The organism is Marinobacter lutaoensis, from assembly GCF_001981305.1.
Lineage (GTDB): Bacteria > Pseudomonadota > Gammaproteobacteria > Pseudomonadales > Oleiphilaceae > Marinobacter > Marinobacter lutaoensis.
This window is the reverse complement of record NZ_MSCW01000008.1, coordinates 223,848-240,634: the sequence shown is the minus strand read 5'-3', so window position 1 is coordinate 240,634 and position 16,787 is coordinate 223,848. Positions and strand designations below refer to the sequence as shown.

The following is a 16,787-nucleotide window of genomic DNA, read 5'->3' as shown; positions in this document are numbered from 1 at the left end:
CTCCGTCATCAGTAACCGTGGCCGGCACTGACCACCCGGGCGTATCCCACGGCGCCACGTCCAGCCCCCACGCTGTTGTGCTGGGCGTGTTCCAGCAGATAGCGGCTCATCAGCTCCCATTGCTCCTCGTCCAGCCCCTGCAACGCCACTTCCTGATCGGGAACCGCCGGCTCAGGCAGCGCCGCTACCGGCGACGGCAGAGCGCCCGGACCCGGAGCCGCCACCCGGGGGCCGTCGACACCACCGGACTCCCAACCCGCGCCAGCGCCAAAGCCAATCACCAATGCCAGGGTCACCATCGCCACCACCGGCCAGTGCCAGGACGCGCCACCGGCACGCCGGGCCGGCGCGGACTCCGGTCCGGCGCCGGAACGCCCGTCCAGCACCGCCCGCACCGAGGCGGACACATCCATCCCCTCGGCCGGCCCGTGGCCACCGTGCATCAAGTCCCGGATTTGCTGCCAGCGTCGCCACTGTTCCCGCACCTGGTTTTGTTCCGGGTAAGACAGCAGCCGGCGAACCGACAGTTCATCCGCCTCATCATCCATCATTGCCGACAAGGTTTCTCTGAGACGATCATCCATCGGATGCAACCTCAAACTGTCTCTGAAGGGTTGAGTAAAGGGCCGAGATAACGGTCCACCGCGTCCCTGGCCCGGAATATCCGAGATCGGACCGTGCCGATGGGGCAATCGAGAATTCGGGCGATGTCTTCGTAGCTGAGACCGTCGTACTCCCGGAGCAGGAAGGCCGAGCGCAAGTCCTCTGGCAGCTGGGCAATGGCCCGGGACAGGGCTTCCTGCAGCTGTTCCCGTTGCAGCAGGCGTTCCGGAGACGCCGGATCCCGCAGCCGGCGGCCGTCGTCGAAGTTCTCCGCCTCGGCCACATCGGCACTTGGCTGGGGGCGACGCCCGCGGGACTCCAGAAAGTTCTTGGCGGTGTTGACGGCGATCCGGTAAAGCCAAGTGTAAAAGGCGCTGTCGCCCCGGAACCGGTCAATGGCCCGGTACGCCTTAACAAAGGTCTCCTGGGCCAGGTCCATGACTTCCTGGGGGTCGTAGACATAGCGGCTGATGATCGAGGCCACCCGGGACTGGTACTTGACCACCAGCAGGTCGAAGGCGGCGCGGTCACCGTTCCGGACCTTGCGCACCAGCTGCAGGTCTGTCTGGCTGTCGGGATGGTCACCCTGGCTTTGATTCTGGTCGGGCGTCATGGAGGGTTTGCCGGTAGTCCCCGTTTTCCTGGCCAGCTGACCGGCCGTTACGACAAGTGTCTGTGTCATCCACCACCGCCTGATGTTCGGTCCCGAGAAACGCGCCTGGCATGGGCGCCCCATCCGGCCAAATAGACAGCGGGCGTAAAGTTTAGTTCAATACACCTCCACATTATGGCCTGCGTTATCGATCCAATGCCACAGTCCTACGAATACGATGTTCTCATTATCGGCAGTGGTGCCGCCGGCCTGACCGTGGCCCTCAATTTGCCGCCCCACCTGCAGGTGTGCGTCATCAGCAAGGCCGACATCAGCAGTGGCGCCACCCTGTGGGCCCAGGGCGGCATCGCCGCCGTACTGGACGACCAGGATTCGGTCGAGAACCACATTCAGGACACCCTGACCGCGGGCGCCGGACTGTGCCACGAGGACGCCGTCCGCTTCACCGTCGAACACAGCAAGGAAAGTATCGACTGGCTGATCGAGTCCGGCGTGAACTTCACCCGCGAGGACGACAACGAACACTACCACCTGACCCGGGAAGGCGGCCACAGTCATCGGCGGATCATCCACGCGGCCGACGCCACCGGTTTTGCCGTATCCACCACCCTGGCGGCCCAGGCCCAGGCCCGCGCCAACATCCACCTGCTCACCCGACGGGTGGCGGTGGACCTGATCACCAACCGCAAGCTGTCACTGCCAGGCAACCGTTGCGTGGGCGCCTACGTTCTCAACCTGGAGAACAATCACGTGGAGCTGTTCCGCGCCCGGTTCACGGTGATCGCCACCGGCGGCGCCTCCAAGGCCTACCGTTACACCACCAACCCCGACGGCGCCTCCGGAGACGGCATTGCCATGGCCTGGCGGGCCGGCTGCCGGGTCGCCAATATGGAGTTCAATCAGTTCCATCCGACCTGCCTGTACCACCCCCACGCCAAATCCTTCCTGATCACCGAGGCGGTGCGGGGCGAAGGCGGGGTGCTGACGCTGCCGGACGGCAGCCGTTTCATGGACCGTTTCGATCCACGGGCGGAACTGGCCCCCCGCGACATCGTCGCCCGGGCCATCGACCATGAGATGAAGCGCCTGGGGGTGGATCACGTTTTTCTGGACATCAGTCATAAGCCGGCCGACTTCATCAAGCACCACTTCCCGACCATCCACGAGAAGTGTCTGAGTCTGGGCATCGACATCACCCGGGAACCGATCCCGGTGGTTCCCGCCGCTCACTATACCTGTGGCGGCATCATCACTGACGCCCGCGCGCGCACCGACATCAACCAGCTCTACGCTGTTGGCGAGGCCGCCTTCACCGGCCTGCACGGCGCCAACCGGATGGCCAGCAACTCGCTGCTGGAATGCCTGGTCTATGGGCGCTCGGCAGCGGCAGACATCGCCCGCCGGGAAGCGGATATTCCGGCCCCGCCCGAGGCTCCGGAATGGGACGAAAGCCAGGTGCGCGACTCCGACGAGGACGTGGTGATCTCCCATAACTGGGACGAGCTGCGGCATTTCATGTGGGACTACGTGGGTATCGTGCGCACCACCAAGCGTCTGCAGCGGGCGAAGCACCGGGTCGACCTGCTGAGCCGGGAAATCAGCGAGTTCTACAGCAATTACCGGGTTTCCAACGACCTGCTGGAGCTGCGTAACCTGGTGACCGTCGCCGACCTGATCATCTGCTCCGCCTTGCAACGCAAGGAAAGCCGCGGCCTGCACTACACCCTGGATTACCCAGGACTGCTCCACGAGGCCCGGGACACGGTCCTGGTCCCGACCACCTACCGTACCCTGGCTCCCTGAACCAACGAACCGCGAGGCAACCGAACCCCTATGGCCAATACCCCTCCCGCATCCGACAATCCCGAATTCAAGCGCCTCTGGTGGCACAGCCGCCGGGGCATGCTGGAGCTGGACGTATTGCTGATTCCCTTCCTGGAGGAGGTCTACCGGGACCTCGACCCAGAGGATCAGGCCCGTTACCGGAAACTGCTCGACTGTGAGGACACGGACCTGTTCGCCTGGTTCATGCAACGTGGCCGGCCAGAGGATCCGGACCTGCGGCGCATGGTGGACATGATCCTCGATCGTGTGCAACCGGATTGACCTGTCGCTGTCGCCGTCCTGGGCGGCGGGCCTCGTGGCCTTGCTGCCCTGGGCGGTTCTCGCCGCCTTTCTCCTGACAGCCGCCGGCCTGGGCCACATTTGGCTCCTGGTCTGCCTGCCCCTGGCCGCCGCTGGCGCCATCATTCACTATCGCCGCCTGGGCCGGCTGCGGGGCTCACGAGCCATCACCGCCCTGAGCGTCGACGGCAACCGGCTGACCGCCCATACCGCCGGGGGCCCGATTCAGGTGATACCAACCGCCAGCAGCCACCTGGGGGCTCGCTTCGCGCTCTTGAAACTCCGTCCGCCCGGCACCAAATTCAGAGTATATTCCGTGATTCTCCTGGCTCCCGGCCACCGCTACCCAGGCAATGTCTGCCCGGATCGTTTCCGAAAGTTCCGCCAATGGCTGCGGCTGGGGTTGCCGGGACCCATTCCGACTGCTGACCCGGAGCACCCATGACTGATACGGACACCGTCATCGCCACCCCTTCCGATAGCGACGAACCGGCCCGACTGCCGATACCGGACACCGGCCACGCCAGATTGTCGGACCGGACCCTGGTCCGGGTTTCCGGGCCAGGCACCCGTGCCTTCCTTCAGGGCCAGTTCAGTCAGCATCTGGATGAGGTAACCCCAAACCACGCACCCCGGGCCGCCGCCGCCAACCCCAAGGGCCGAGCCTATGCCCTGACCCGGTTGGCCCGGGACGGCGAGGATGTCTTGATGGTGCTGCCCAAGGCATTGCTTGAAGCCACCCAGGCTCAGCTCGACAAGTACCTGAGACTGTTCCGGGGCACCACCATGACGCCCCTGGCCAACGCCCAGGTATGGGGTCTGGTCGGCATGGACGCTGCGGCGCAGATCGCCGGCGCCACGCCCGCCGCTCTGGGAATGCCGGCCGATGCCCAGCCCCTGGACTCGGGCCTGCTGATCCGCGTCGAGGACGACGACCGGGGCATCGTCCGTTTCGAGTTCTGGCAAACTGGCGACACGGCACCGGACCTGACGGGCACGCCCGAGCTGTCCGTGGCCGACTGGCAGGCCCGGGACATCGCCGCCGGCGTGCCCCAGCTGGACACCCACAGTTGGGAAGCCTATGTGCCCCAGATGCTCAACTGGCATCACCTGGGCGGCGTCCACTTCAAGAAAGGCTGCTACACCGGCCAGGAAGTCATCGCCCGCATGCACTTTCTCGGGCAACTGAAGAAAAGCCTGTACCGGTTTTCCTGCCCGGGCGGAGTGCGCACCGGCAGCCGCGTCCTGGCCGGCAATCAGGCGGTTGGCGAGGTTGTCACGGCGGTGACCTATACCGACGGCTCCTCCGAACTGCTGGCCGTGGTTCGCCACGACGCTGCCGGACAGCCGCTGACCGTTGAGGGGCAACCGCTGATGCCCCGCCCCCTGCCCTACCCGGTTCCGGAACGGGAAGGCCCCGCCAACGCCGATACATAAGTTGACAGGCAAGCTCGGGGAAATTTGCTATAAAGGGAGCCAAGGACCCTCTTAACGTGCCTGGCCGCGAGCGGCGGCTCGGCGTGCGTGCTCACCAGCGGATTCCAACGCCCATGTCGAATATCGTTGAAACCATTAAGAACGACCTGATCAACGCCATCGAGGCGGACAAACTGATCCTGCCGACGCTGCCGGAAGTGGCGCTGCAGGTACGCGAAATCGCCGAATCGGAAAACTCGGCCATCGCCGATCTGGTGAAGGTGATCAGCAACGACACCGCCCTGTCGGCCCGGATCATCCGGGTCTGCAACAGCCCGCTGTTCCGCGGCAGCCGGGCCATCGAGAACCTGAATATGGCGGTCAGCCGCCTGGGCATGGCCTATACCAGCAGCCTCGCCATGGGGCTGGCGATGGAGCAGATGTTCCAGGCTACGTCCGACATGATCGACAAGCGCCTGCGCGCAACCTGGCAGACCAGCACGGAAGTGGCCGGTGTCTGCCATGTGCTGGCGCAGCACTACACCCGTCTCAAACCCGAGCAGGCCACCCTCGCCGGCCTGGTGCACCTGATCGGCGTGCTGCCAATTCTGCGCTATGTGGAAGACCGGGACATACAGATCAGCAGCATTATGCTCGACAACGTCATCGACGAATTGCACCCGCGCATCGGTGCGCTGATCCTCAAGAAATGGGATTTCCCGAAAGAATTGCAGAACGTGCCGCTGGAGTACACCGACTTCCAGCGCCAAGTGCCGACCGCCGATTACGCCGACTTGGTGATGGTGGCAAACCTGCAACTGGTGGCGGGCACCGAGCATCCCTGGACGGACATGGACTGGAACCGGATCTCCGCCTTCGACCGTCTGAGCTTGGACCCGAACATCGACATGGGCGAGGAAGAAGACCTGAGTGCCCAGATGGAAGCGGCCATGGCCCTTCTGAAGTAATCCGGGCAGCGGCGAGACCGGCTACTTGCGGTAACGGGCCAACAGCTCGTTGCGGGAGGGCAGAGCCCAGTCGATGGGGTTCTGCCCTTTTTGTTGCAGCCAGGTATTGGCTTTTGAGAAATGACGGCAGCCGAAAAAGCCCCGATAGGCACTCAAGGGCGACGGGTGCGGGCCTTCCAGCACCAAGTGGCGCCGGCGATCGATGTGCTGGCCCTTCTTCCGGGCATGGCTTCCCCACAACAGGAACACCACTCCCTCCCGATGCCGGTTGACGGTTTCCACCACTTTGTCGGTAAAGCGTTCCCAGCCCTTGCCCTGATGGGCACCGGCCTGGCCCTGGACCACCGTCAATACGCTGTTGAGCAGCAACACTCCCTGCTCGGCCCAGGGCTGGAGGCAGCCGTGGTCCGGCGGCGCGATCCCCAGGTCGTCCTCGATTTCCTTGAAGATGTTCACCAGGGACGGCGGCGGCGGCACATTGGGCCGCACGGAAAAACAAAGGCCATGGGCCTGCCCCGGACCGTGGTAGGGGTCCTGCCCCAGAATCACCACCTTCACCTGTTCCAGCGGCGTGCTGTTGAGGGCATTGAAGCAGTGACTGCTGGGCGGGAACAGGACCTTGCCGGCCTGTTCCTCGGCGGCCAGGAACTCCGCCAGCGCCCGCATGTACGGCTGATGAAATTCCGGAGCCAGATACTCGTCCCAACCCCGCCCCGGCTTCAGCTGGTGGGCCAGGCCCTCTACCGGATGCATCGGCTCACGCCTCGGACTCGCCCGCCGCCGGCTCGGACCGCTGTTCAGGCCGCATGTGCGGGAACAGGATGACGTCCCGGATCGACGGCGAGTCGGTCAGCAGCATGACCAGCCGGTCGATCCCGATGCCCTCGCCGGCCGTCGGCGGCAGACCATACTCCAGAGCCATCACGTAGTCGGCATCATAGAACATGGCTTCGTCGTCCCCGGCCGCCTTTTCCTCGGCCTGGGCCCGGAAGCGCTCGGCCTGATCCTCGGCGTCGTTCAACTCGGAGAAGCCGTTGGCCAGCTCCCGGCCGCCCACGAAGAACTCGAAGCGCTCGGTCACGAACGGGTCGTCGTCCCGGCAACGGGCCAACGGCGACACTTCCTTCGGATAGTCGGTGATGAAGGTGGGCTGGATCAGCTTGTGCTCGACCGTGGCCTCGAAGATCTCGATCAGCACCTTACCCAGACCCCAGCTGTCCTTCAGCGGAATGCCCAGTCCTTCGGCCACGCGACGAGCGCTGGCCTCGTCCCCCAGCTGGCCGGCCTGGATGTCGGGGTTGTGCTCCAGAATGGCCTCAACCACGGTCATGCGTCTGAACGGCTTGCCGAAGTCGTACGCCACCGTTTCCGTCTCGCCGTTGGCCAGTTCCCGGGTATTAACCACCACGGTGGTGCCCAGCACCTCCTGGGTGATCTGGCGCAGCATGTCCTCGGTCAGGTCCATCAGATCGTTGTAGTCTGCGTAGGCCTGGTAGAACTCGACCATGGTGAACTCGGGGTTGTGCCGGGTGGACAACCCCTCGTTACGGAAGTTGCGGTTGATTTCAAACACACGCTCGAAGCCGCCCACCACCAGCCGCTTCAGGTACAGCTCCGGCGCAATGCGCAGGTACATGTCAATGTCCAGGGCGTTATGATGGGTGACGAAGGGCCGCGCCGTGGCGCCACCGGGAATCACCTGCAGCATGGGCGTTTCCACTTCCATGAAGCCGCGGGCATTGAAATAGTTGCGCATGCTGTTGATGATCCGGGTGCGGATCTGGAAGGTGCGCCGGGTTTCCTCATTGACCATCAGGTCGACGTAGCGGTGCCGGTAGCGGGCCTCCATGTCGGTCAGCCCCTTATGCTTCTCGGGCAGCGGCCGGAGCGACTTGGTCAGCAGCACATACTCGTCCATGGTGACATACAGATCCCCCTTGCCGGATTTGGCCAGGGTGCCCCGAACCCCCACGATATCCCCCAGGTCCCAGTGCTTGGTGTCCTTCTGGACTTCCTTGGTGGCGTAGATCTGAATACGGCCACTCATATCCTGAAGCACCTTGAACGCCTTACGGTCCAGCATCATGCGGCCGGCCACCGCCACCTTGACCGCCAGTGCCTCCAGTTCCTCCTTGCTCTTGTCGCCGTACATTTCCTGAAGTTCGGCAGCCGTCGCGGTACGACGGAAATCGTTGGGGAACGGGTGGCCCTGACGACGCAGCTCCGCCAGTTTGGCGCGGCGTTCGGCAATCAGCTTGTTGTCTTCGTGCTGTGCGGCGTGTTGAGTGTGTTCGGTCATGTTGGCTCGCTCGGATTCGGGTTGTCCGGGTTAAGAGGAAGTCGACGGCGCCGGATTACAGCGCCATCTTCAGGCTGGCTTCGATGAACTTGTCGATATCGCCGTCCAGGACCGCCTGGGTGTTGCTGGTTTCAACCTTGGTACGCAGATCCTTGACGCGGCTGTCGTCCAGCACGTAGGAACGGATCTGACTGCCCCAGCCGATATCGGCCTTGGCATCTTCCTGTTTCTGCTTCTCGGCGTTGCGCTTCTGCATTTCCAGTTCAAAGAGCTTGGCCTTCAGCTGTTTCATGGCCTGGTCCTTGTTCTGGTGCTGACTGCGCCCGGCCTGACAGGCCACTACGATCCCGGTCGGTTTGTGCGTCAGACGCACCGCCGATTCGGTCCGGTTGACGTGCTGACCGCCGGCGCCGGAGGCCCGGTAGACGTCCACGCGCAGATCCGCCGGATTGATCTCGATTTCGAAGCTGTCATCCACTTCCGGCGACACGAACACCGAAGAGAAGGAAGTGTGGCGACGGTTGCCGGAATCGAACGGCGACTTGCGCACCAGGCGGTGTACGCCGGTCTCGGTACGCAGCCAGCCGTAGGCGTAGTCCCCCTGGACATGGATGGTGGCACTCTTGATGCCTGCTACCTCGCCTTCCTGCAGCTCCACGATTTCGGTCTTGAAGCCCCGGCGCTCCGCCCAGCGCAGGTACATGCGCAGCAGCATGTTGGCCCAGTCCTGAGCCTCGGTGCCGCCAGAACCGGCTTGGATATCCAGATAGGCGTTGTTGGCGTCCATCTCACCAGAGAACATGCGGCGGAACTCAAGTTTCTGCAGCTCGCCGTCGAGCGCCTCCAGATCGGCCTGGATCTCGGCGACGGTGGCCTCGTCCTCTTCCTCCACCGCCAGCTCCAACAGGCTTTCGGCATCCGCCAGACCGTTGGTCAGCCGGTCGATGGTGTGAACGATCAGCTCCAGATCCGACCGCTCCTTACCCAGGGCCTGGGCCCGATCGGGATCGTCCCAAACCGTCGGCAGTTCCAGTTCGCGCTCTACTTCGATCAGGCGCTCGCTGCGCTGATCGTAGTCAAAGATACCCCCTCAGCGCTTCAGTGCGCTCGCGAAGCTCTTTGATCTTCGTCACTATGGGATTGATTTCCATGAAACCCTTTCTCGCTTTGGCAAATGGGGTAGAAACAGGGGCGGAATTCTACCGGAAATTCCGAGGCAATTCAGCTGGAACGGGGCCGCCCTAGCCGGCGAGCGGCTCCAGGTAGTCCACCAGCAACTGCAGGCTGGTGCGCCCACGGAAGGTGTTGGCATCCGGCTTGTAGACCACCCGGGCACCGGTACGGGTAAAGTCCGGCACCTCCGGTCCGGTATTGAAGGCAATGGCGTCCACCGGCTCCCGCCCGGCCAGCGGCTGGAGCACCAGCTTGAGGTGGTGCCCCCCCACCACCCGCTGGCTCACCACCCGGAATTCACCGTCAAACAACGGCTCCGGAAAGTGCTGCCCCCAGGGACCGGCATGCTTGAGCAAATGGGCCGTCTCCAGACACAACTCGGCGGGCTCCAGCGGGCCGTCGGTGACAATGGCGGCTTCCAGGTCCGCAGGCGTCAGCAGCTGCCGTACGGTGGCGTCGAACGCAGCACAGAAGGCATCGAAGTCCGACCGGGCGATGGTCATGCCCGCCGCCATGGCATGGCCGCCGTATTTCTTCAGCAAACCCGGGTGGCGGGCATCCAGCGTCGCCAGCGCGTCGCGGATGTGCAGACCAGGGATTGACCGGGCCGAGCCTTTCAGGTGCTGGCCGTCATCGGGGGCGAAGGCGATCGTGGGCCGATGCGTCTGCTCCCGGATGCGCGCCGCCAGAATTCCAATCACCCCCTGGTGCCAGTCCGGATCGAACAACGCCAACCCCCAGGGCAGGCCCGACACATCCAGCGACATAGACGCCAGCAACTCCTGGGCCTGGCTCTTCATCTCCTGCTCGATGGTACGCCGCTCCCGGTTGAAGGCATCCAGCTCGCGCGCCAGGCGCCGGGCCTCCTCGGGGTCGTCTGCCAACAGGCAGGCAATGCCGATGCTCATGTCGTCGAGCCGGCCGGCGGCGTTGAGACGGGGCCCGACCACGAAACCCAGATCGGTGGCACTCACCTGCCGGTGGTCCCGACCGGCCACGTCCAGCAACGCCAGGATGCCCGGACGGGCCAACCCCTGGCGAATGCGCCGCAACCCCTGCTCCACGAAGATCCGGTTGTTGTGATCCAGTGGCACCACATCGGCGACGGTGCCCAGGGCCACCAGGTCCAGCAGGCTGCCGAGATTCGGCTCCGGGGCCGGCAGCCGCCCGGTCTCCCGCAGGTGACGGCGCAGCGCGGTCAAGACATAGAACATCACGCCCACGCCTGCGGCGTGTTTACTCAGGAACGGGCAGCCCGGCTGGTTTGGATTGACGATGGCATCCGCTTCGGGCAGCGACTCGCCGGCCAAGTGGTGGTCGGTCACCAGCACCCGGACACCCAGCGCCCGGGCCGCCCGCACGCCCTCGATGGCGGAGATGCCATTATCGACGGTGACCAGCAGGTCCGGCAGCGCACCCTCCGAGTGCAGACGCTCGACAATACCCGGCGTCAGCCCATAACCGTCGGAAAAGCGGCTGGGTACCCGGAAATCGATGTCCTGGAGCCCCAGCATCGACAACCCCAGCAAGGCCACCGCCGTGCTGGTAGCGCCATCGGCGTCGAAATCCCCCAGGACCAGCACTCGCTGCCGCTGCTCGATAGCTTCGGCCAGCAACGCCACGGCACGGTCGATGCCCCGCATGTCGAGGGGCGAGGCCAGGTGTTTCAGAGTGTAGGCGAGTTCAGCATCGGACCGGACGCCACGGGCGGCATACAGGCGCCGCAGCAGCGGCGGGAGGTGTTGCCCCCAGGCCGGAACACCATCCGGCTGGGGGCGGCGCAGGATCTTCTTCGGCGTCATTCCGAATCAGGCATCGTGCCAGTGAGAGGCGATGAACGCCTGCACCTGGGCCAGATCGTTGTCAATCACCGTGTAGCGCTCTTCACGCTCGAACAGGTCGGCCATGTGCGTCGGCAGCGCCGGCTTCACCGCCAGACCGGAACGCTCAATGGCCTCGGGGAACTTGGCCGGATGGGCCGTCCCCAGCGTGACCATCGGCACCGCCGGATCACGCCGACAGGCCCGCGCGGCCCTCACACCGATGGCGGTGTGGGGGTCCAGCAGGTATTCATTGCGCTGGTATACCTCACGAATGGTCGCGCAGGTGGTTTCGTCGTCCACCGACTCACTGTCGAACAGCTTGCGGGCGTGTCGCCAGCGGTAATCCGCGATGCTCACCGGCCCCTTCGCGGCATCTTCCAGCAGCTGTTTGACCGCGGCGCCGTCACGACCATGCAGGTCGAACAGCAGGCGCTCGAAATTGCTGGACACCATGATGTCCATGCTCGGCGACAGGGTGTGCTCCAGTTGCCGCTGCTCGTACCTGTTGCCGCTCATAAAACGGTGCAGGATGTCGTTGCGGTTGGTGGCGATCACCAGTTGGGACACCGGCAGGCCCATTTTTTTCGCCAGGTAACCGGCGAAGATATCGCCAAAGTTGCCCGTGGGCACGGAGAAGGCCACGCTCCGGTCCGGGCCTCCGAGCGCCAGCGCGGCCTGGAAGTAGTAGACGATCTGGGCCATGATCCGGGCCCAGTTGATGGAGTTCACCGCGGCCAGCTGGGTCTTGCCTCCGAGGAAGGACTGATCGCCAAAACTGGCCTTGACCATGCGCTGGCAGTCGTCGAAATTGCCCTTTACCGCGATGTTGTGGATGTTGTCACCCAGCACCGTGGTCATCTGCCGGCGCTGGACCTCGGACACCCGCTGATACGGGTGCAGGATGAAAATGTCGACGTGCTTGCAGCGGCGGCAGCCTTCGATTGCCGCCGAACCGGTATCGCCGGAGGTGGCGCCCATGATCACCACATGCTGGTTGCGTTTTTCCAGCACGTAGTCAAGCAGGCGGCCAAGCAGCTGCAGGGCGAAGTCCTTGAACGCCAGGGTCGGACCACGGAACAGCTCCAGCACCCATTCGTTGCTGTCGAGCTGCACCAGCGGCGCCACCGCCTGGTGGGCGAAGACGGCATAGGTTTCCTCCAGCATGTCGCGGAAGTCGTCCGCCGGGATGGCGTCTTCCACGAACGGATGCATCACGTTGAAGGCCAGCTCGCTGTAGGACAGCCCGCGCCAGCTCCGGATCTCCTCCAGGCTGAAGTGCGGCAGGGACTCGGGAACATAGAGGCCGCCATCGCTGGCCAGGCCGGTAAGGAGGACGTCTTCAAAGCCCAGTGCGGGCGCCTCGCCCCGCGTACTGATGTATCTCACGTGCGTACCTGTCAGTTGAAGTTTTCCGCGCGAATGCGCACCACCTTGCCATCGATTTCCGACAGCGACTCCAGCGCCTCGATCGCCAGGTTCATCTGACGTTCCAGGACCGTGTGGGTCAGAATGATCACCGGAATCCGTCCATCCCGGAATTCGGATTCCTTCTGCATGATGGATTCGATGTTGATGCCATGCTCACTCAGGACGGACGCGATCTTAGCCAGCACGCCCGGATGGTCGAACGCCTGGATGCGCAGGTAGTAGGCGGACTGGACGTCTTCCATCGGCAGCACCCCCAGGTCCGCCATGGCTTCCGGCCGGAAGCCCAGATACGGGACCCGGGGAGAGCCGCCCGAGGCCACCAAGCGCGCCACGTCCACGATATCCGCGATCACCGCGGAGGCGGTAGCCTCGGCGCCGGCCCCCGGGCCGTAGTACATGGTCTGGCCGACGGCGTCGCCGTCCACCAGAACGGCGTTCAGGACACCGTCCACCTGGGCAATCAGATGACTCTGGGGAACCAATGTCGGGTGCACGCGAAGCTCGATGCCGTCCTCGCGCCGGCGGGCAATCCCCAGATGCTTGATGCGATAGCCCAGCAGTTCGGCGTGGGCGATGTCGTAGGGGGTGATTCCGGCGATGCCCTCGGTATACGCCTTGTCGAACTGCAGCGGCACGCCAAAGCCCGAGGCGGCCAGGATGGTCAGCTTGTGCGCCGCGTCGATACCTTCCACGTCGAACGTAGGATCGGCCTCCGCGTAGCCCAGCGCCTGTGCTTCCTTGAGCACGTCCGAGAATTCCCGGCCGGCCCGCATTTCCGTCAGGATATAGTTACCGGTGCCGTTGATGATGCCGGCGATCCAGTCAATCCGGTTGGCCGCCATGCCTTCCCGGACCGCCTTGATCACCGGGATGCCTCCGGCGACGCCAGCCTCGTAGGCCACAACCACGCCGGCATTCTCGGCAGCCTCGAAGATCTCGTTGCCGTGCACCGCGATCAGGGCCTTATTGGCGGTCACCACATGCTTGCCATTGGCGATCGCCGCCAGGACCAGCTCCCGCGCCACATCGTAACCGCCGATCAGCTCCACCACCACGTCCACCGACGGGTCGTTGACGACGTCGAAAATGTCGGTGCTGAACGGAACGCCCCCCAGATCCAGGTCATCCCGGCCACGGCGGCTGGCAACCCGGGCAATCCGGATGTTGCACCCGGCCCGCCCCGCGATGAGCGCGGCGTTCCGGGTCAAAACGTTGAATGTACCGCCGCCAACGGTTCCCAGTCCGCAGATTCCGACACTGACGTCTTTCAAACTCTCACCTCTGATCCCAAGGGGCACTGAATGGATTCAAATCAAGGTCGCATAGTATACCGATTCAGGGGCGGCGGAATAACCCCGCCCAGCGGATCAGAGCAGGCCCAGCCCCTTGGCCAGGGTATCGGCCGGCACATACCCCCGGATCATGTTGCCGTCCTCGAGTACGATGGCGGGCGTGCCGGTGACGCCGATCCGCCCACCCAGCTCATACTGTTCCAGAACCGGGTTGTCGCACTGGGCCGACTCCACCGGTTGGCCGGATTTGGCCGCAGTCATCGCCGCCTGGGGATTGTCGGCACACCACACCGACTCGTATTTGCGGAAGGACGGTGTATCCGGGCCGGACCGGGGGAAGGCATAGTAATTGACGGTAATGCCGTAACGGTTCAGCTGAGGCACCTCGTCATGCAGCTTGCGGCAATACGGGCAGTCGATGTCGGTGAACACGTTGATGACCGCCTTTTCCTCTTTGGCAGGGAAGCGGATCAGCCCGTCCGAACCGTAGGCCTCGAGGGCGGCCTTGCGCTGGCGTGCACGGGCCTGCTCCGAAACATTGGCAATGCCGGTGTCGGTGATCTTCAGCAGATCCCCCGTCAGCAGGTACTGGCCGTCCTCGGTGGTGTAGATGGTCTGGCCGTTGTTGCTTTCGACCTCATAGAGACCGGGGGCCTCCGATTTCATCACCGAGGACACCTCTAGGCCGGGCACGGCGGCCTCAAGCCGCTTGGCAATCCCGTCCTCGAGATCCCCGGCCGAGGCTACCGTCGCGGACAGCAGGCCGGCAACGGCAAGAGACGCCAGCGGCAACCGTTTGCAAATCATCTGTTTCAACATATCAACTTCCCATGAGCGAATCGTCGGCCGACACGGCCACTTGGCCCTGCTTGCGACCAGAGCGGGGCGGAAAAGTTCAGCGAGGATATCACATTGCCGGAGGACCCGGCGCTATCCGCGCGGGTGGTGCTGCTGATGCAGCGCCTGGAGCCGCTGGCGGGCGACATGGGTATAGATCTGGGTGGTGGACAGGTCGGCATGCCCCAGCAACATCTGCACAACCCGAAGATCGGCTCCGTGGTTCAGAAGATGGGTGGCGAAGGCGTGACGCAGGGTGTGGGGCGACAGAGGCTTGTCGATACCCGCGCGCACGGCGTAATGCCGGAGCCGATACCAGAATGCCTGGCGCGTCATGGCAGTCCCCCGGCTGCCGGGAAACAGAGCGTCGCTGGCGCGCCCCTGCAGGAGTTCAGGTCGCCCCTCCTTCATGTATCGGAGCAACCAGTCCACCGCTTCCTCGCCCAGCGGCACCAGCCGCTCCTTGTCGCCCTTGCCGGTGATTCTCACCACGCCCTGTCGCACGTTCACCTGATCAACCCGCAGCGAGGTCAGTTCGGACACCCTCAGACCGCAACCGTACAGGATTTCCAGCATTGCCTTGTCGCGCAGTTCAAGGGCGGTCTCGGGGTCCGGCGCATCCAGCAGGGACTCTACGTCCTCTTCCGTCAGGGTATCCGGGAGACGCCTTGGCAATCGGGGACTGTCGATCTGCAAGGTAGGGTCCTCGTCGATCACCCCTTCCCGCAATAGATAGCGGTAGAAACGCCGGAGCCCGGACAGGCGCCGGGCCGCCGTGGAGGTCTTGACCCCCTCGGCCAGGCCGGCCGACAGCCAAGCCAGCAGGTCGGAACGGCGCACCGCCGTCAGCAGGGGGGCTCCCGGGCGCTGCGCCAGCCATCGGGATAAGCGCTTCAAGTCGCTCCGATAAGCCTCCCGGGTACGCTCGCCAAGCCCCTCCTCCAGCCACAGGGCGTCGGTAAACCGGCGCACCACGGCTTCATCCTGCGTTCTCACGCTTCTCCTCCAAAAAGAAAAAGGCAGCCTTCAGAGGCTGCCTTTTTACCAGTTGACCGATCCGCGGATCAATCAGCCCAGCTTCTCCTTGATGCGCGCCGCCTTGCCGGACAGATCGCGCAGGTAGTACAGCTTGGCCTGACGCACGTCACCGCGACGCTTGACGGTGATGCTGTCGATCAGCTTGGAGTAAGTCTGGAACGTGCGCTCCACGCCCACACCGTAGGAAATCTTACGAACGGTGAAGGAGGAGTTCATGCCACGGTTACGCTTGCCGATGACCACACCTTCGAACGCCTGCAGACGCTCACGGTTGCCCTCGGTGACACGAACCTGAACGACCACGGTATCACCCGGCGCGAACGCGGGAATGTCCTTGGTCATCTGTTCTGCTTCAATTTGACTGATGATGTTGTTCTTGCCGCTCATCGTAATGCTCCTGATACCCAATCTCTCAATGCCCTGATCACTCAGAGACACCCGGTTCATTCAAAATTTCTTCCAGCAGCTCACGCTCTTCGTCCGTCAGCACCCGTTTTGCCAACAGGTCGGGGCGCCGCTCCCGCGTTCGCCTCAGCGACTCCTTCAGCCGCCAACGCCGGATCTGCTCATGGTGCCCGCCCAACAAGACTTCCGGCACCGCCAAACCCTCGTAGACCTCGGGCCGGGTGTAATGCGGGCAATCCAGCAAGCCATCGGCGAAGGAGTCCTGCTCCGCCGACTGCGCGTGGCCCAGCGCGCCGGGAATGAGGCGAGTCACCGCATCAATGACGGCCATGGCCGCCAGCTCGCCACCGGAAAGAACAAAATCACCCAGTGACACTTCCCGATCGACTTCCGTCGAGATCAGGCGCTCATCAACACCCTCGTACCGCCCCGAGACCAGAATCAGCTGTCGCGCCTCCGCGAGGGATTCGACAACAGACTGCGTCAGGGTTTCTCCCTGGGGCGACAGATAAACCACGCAGGGCTTACCGGGTGCCGCCTCCCGAGCCGCATGAATAGCATCCCGCAGCGGCTGTATCTTCATCAGCATGCCGGGACCGCCACCATAGGGCCGGTCGTCCACCGTGCGATGCCGGTCGTGGGTAAAGTCCCTGGGATTCCAGCTCCGGAACGTCAGCAGACCGTCCCGAACCGCTCTCCCGGTAATCCCGTAATCCGTGACCGCACGAAACATTTCCGGGAACAGACTGACCGCGCCAATCCACACCC

The 16,787-nt window shown here is 64.0% G+C and carries 17 protein-coding genes; 5 read left to right on the top strand and 12 right to left on the bottom strand.

All coding sequences use genetic code 11. The features are described 5' to 3' along the window. Positions 1-8: 8 nt before the first annotated feature. Both BTO32_RS14240 and rpoE read right to left on the bottom strand, forming a co-directional pair. Positions 9-584 carry a sigma-E factor negative regulatory protein gene (locus BTO32_RS14240; protein ID WP_076725304.1) on the bottom strand — a complete coding sequence of 192 codons (576 nt, stop codon included), beginning with the start codon at positions 582-584 and terminating at the stop codon, positions 9-11. Positions 585-595: 11 nt separating this feature from the next. Further along, positions 596-1,285, bottom strand: coding sequence for an RNA polymerase sigma factor RpoE (gene rpoE, locus BTO32_RS14235; RefSeq protein ID WP_076725303.1), 690 nt, complete (start codon positions 1,283-1,285; stop codon positions 596-598). 126 nt (positions 1,286-1,411) lie between these two features. Here rpoE and nadB point away from each other — a divergent pair, with 126 nt between their 5' ends. The 5 genes from nadB to BTO32_RS14210 all read left to right on the top strand — a co-directional run bounded on the left by nadB (position 1,412) and on the right by BTO32_RS14210 (position 5,724). Then, complete coding sequence (gene nadB / locus BTO32_RS14230) at positions 1,412-3,019, top strand: L-aspartate oxidase (RefSeq protein WP_175618668.1); 1,608 nt, start codon at positions 1,412-1,414, stop codon at positions 3,017-3,019. A 30-nt stretch (positions 3,020-3,049) separates the two neighbouring features. Beyond that, positions 3,050-3,322 (top strand): FAD assembly factor SdhE, encoded by a 273-nt coding sequence (locus tag BTO32_RS14225; RefSeq protein WP_076725301.1) that lies wholly within the window; start codon positions 3,050-3,052, stop codon positions 3,320-3,322. Then, positions 3,306-3,785, top strand: coding sequence for a hypothetical protein (locus tag BTO32_RS14220; protein ID WP_076725300.1), 480 nt, complete (start codon positions 3,306-3,308; stop codon positions 3,783-3,785). The genes BTO32_RS14225 and BTO32_RS14220 overlap by 17 nt, the downstream gene beginning before the upstream one ends. Further along, the gene (ygfZ, locus tag BTO32_RS14215; protein ID WP_076725299.1) at positions 3,782-4,777 is read left to right on the top strand and encodes a CAF17-like 4Fe-4S cluster assembly/insertion protein YgfZ; all 996 of its coding nucleotides are present in this window, start codon (positions 3,782-3,784) and stop codon (positions 4,775-4,777) included. Before BTO32_RS14220 ends, ygfZ begins: the two co-directional genes overlap by 4 nt. Before the next feature lie 113 nt (positions 4,778-4,890). Beyond that, complete coding sequence (locus BTO32_RS14210) at positions 4,891-5,724, top strand: HDOD domain-containing protein (protein WP_076725298.1); 834 nt, start codon at positions 4,891-4,893, stop codon at positions 5,722-5,724. Positions 5,725-5,745: 21 nt separating this feature from the next. Here BTO32_RS14210 and ung read toward each other — a convergent pair whose 3' ends face one another. The 10 genes from ung to trmD all read right to left on the bottom strand — a co-directional run bounded on the left by ung (position 5,746) and on the right by trmD (position 16,785). After that, positions 5,746-6,477 (bottom strand): uracil-DNA glycosylase, encoded by a 732-nt coding sequence (gene ung / locus BTO32_RS14205; protein ID WP_076725297.1) that lies wholly within the window; start codon positions 6,475-6,477, stop codon positions 5,746-5,748. 4 nt (positions 6,478-6,481) lie between these two features. Further along, positions 6,482-8,023, bottom strand: a complete 1,542-nt coding sequence (gene lysS, locus BTO32_RS14200; protein ID WP_076725296.1) for a lysine--tRNA ligase — start codon at positions 8,021-8,023, stop codon at positions 6,482-6,484. A gap of 55 nt (positions 8,024-8,078) precedes the next feature. Next, positions 8,079-9,174, bottom strand: a protein-coding gene (gene prfB / locus BTO32_RS14195) for a peptide chain release factor 2 (RefSeq protein ID WP_139339071.1) whose coding sequence is annotated in 2 segments (ribosomal slippage) — positions 8,079-9,101 and positions 9,103-9,174 — 1,095 coding nt in all. Because the reading frame shifts where the segments join, the coding sequence is not laid out codon by codon here. Positions 9,175-9,264: 90 nt separating this feature from the next. Next, positions 9,265-10,998: a single-stranded-DNA-specific exonuclease RecJ gene (gene recJ, locus BTO32_RS14190; RefSeq protein WP_076725294.1), complete on the bottom strand. Its 1,734-nt coding sequence runs from the start codon at positions 10,996-10,998 to the stop codon at positions 9,265-9,267. A 6-nt stretch (positions 10,999-11,004) separates the two neighbouring features. Beyond that, complete coding sequence (gene thrC, locus BTO32_RS14185) at positions 11,005-12,405, bottom strand: threonine synthase (RefSeq protein ID WP_076725293.1); 1,401 nt, start codon at positions 12,403-12,405, stop codon at positions 11,005-11,007. A gap of 11 nt (positions 12,406-12,416) precedes the next feature. Beyond that, positions 12,417-13,718: a homoserine dehydrogenase gene (locus BTO32_RS14180; protein ID WP_076725292.1), complete on the bottom strand. Its 1,302-nt coding sequence runs from the start codon at positions 13,716-13,718 to the stop codon at positions 12,417-12,419. Positions 13,719-13,814: 96 nt separating this feature from the next. Beyond that, a complete protein-coding gene (locus BTO32_RS14175; RefSeq protein ID WP_425435231.1) occupies positions 13,815-14,558 on the bottom strand; it encodes a DsbC family protein in 744 nt (247 codons plus the stop codon). Positions 14,559-14,669: 111 nt separating this feature from the next. Next, on the bottom strand, positions 14,670-15,572 hold the full coding sequence (xerD, locus tag BTO32_RS14170) for a site-specific tyrosine recombinase XerD (RefSeq protein WP_076725291.1): 903 nt from the start codon (positions 15,570-15,572) through the stop codon (positions 14,670-14,672). A 72-nt stretch (positions 15,573-15,644) separates the two neighbouring features. Continuing rightward, complete coding sequence (rplS, locus tag BTO32_RS14165) at positions 15,645-16,001, bottom strand: 50S ribosomal protein L19 (protein WP_076725290.1); 357 nt, start codon at positions 15,999-16,001, stop codon at positions 15,645-15,647. A 37-nt stretch (positions 16,002-16,038) separates the two neighbouring features. After that, complete coding sequence (gene trmD / locus BTO32_RS14160; RefSeq protein ID WP_076725289.1) at positions 16,039-16,785, bottom strand: tRNA (guanosine(37)-N1)-methyltransferase TrmD; 747 nt, start codon at positions 16,783-16,785, stop codon at positions 16,039-16,041. Positions 16,786-16,787: the final 2 nt, after the last annotated feature.

What these genes read in the sequence shown, in the direction of transcription:
- BTO32_RS14240 (WP_076725304.1), bottom strand. Translation starts at nt 584, where the DNA reads ATGGATGATCGTCTCAGAGAAACCTTGTCGGCAATGATGGATGATGAG.
- rpoE (WP_076725303.1), bottom strand. Translation starts at nt 1,285, where the DNA reads ATGACACAGACACTTGTCGTAACGGCCGGTCAGCTGGCCAGGAAAACG.
- nadB (WP_175618668.1), top strand. Translation starts at nt 1,412, where the DNA reads ATGCCACAGTCCTACGAATACGATGTTCTCATTATCGGCAGTGGTGCC.
- BTO32_RS14225 (WP_076725301.1), top strand. Translation starts at nt 3,050, where the DNA reads ATGGCCAATACCCCTCCCGCATCCGACAATCCCGAATTCAAGCGCCTC.
- ygfZ (WP_076725299.1), top strand. Translation starts at nt 3,782, where the DNA reads ATGACTGATACGGACACCGTCATCGCCACCCCTTCCGATAGCGACGAA.
- BTO32_RS14210 (WP_076725298.1), top strand. Translation starts at nt 4,891, where the DNA reads ATGTCGAATATCGTTGAAACCATTAAGAACGACCTGATCAACGCCATC.
- ung (WP_076725297.1), bottom strand. Translation starts at nt 6,477, where the DNA reads ATGCATCCGGTAGAGGGCCTGGCCCACCAGCTGAAGCCGGGGCGGGGT.
- lysS (WP_076725296.1), bottom strand. Translation starts at nt 8,023, where the DNA reads ATGACCGAACACACTCAACACGCCGCACAGCACGAAGACAACAAGCTG.
- recJ (WP_076725294.1), bottom strand. Translation starts at nt 10,998, where the DNA reads ATGACGCCGAAGAAGATCCTGCGCCGCCCCCAGCCGGATGGTGTTCCG.
- BTO32_RS14175 (WP_425435231.1), bottom strand. Translation starts at nt 14,558, where the DNA reads ATGTTGAAACAGATGATTTGCAAACGGTTGCCGCTGGCGTCTCTTGCC.
- rplS (WP_076725290.1), bottom strand. Translation starts at nt 16,001, where the DNA reads ATGAGCGGCAAGAACAACATCATCAGTCAAATTGAAGCAGAACAGATG.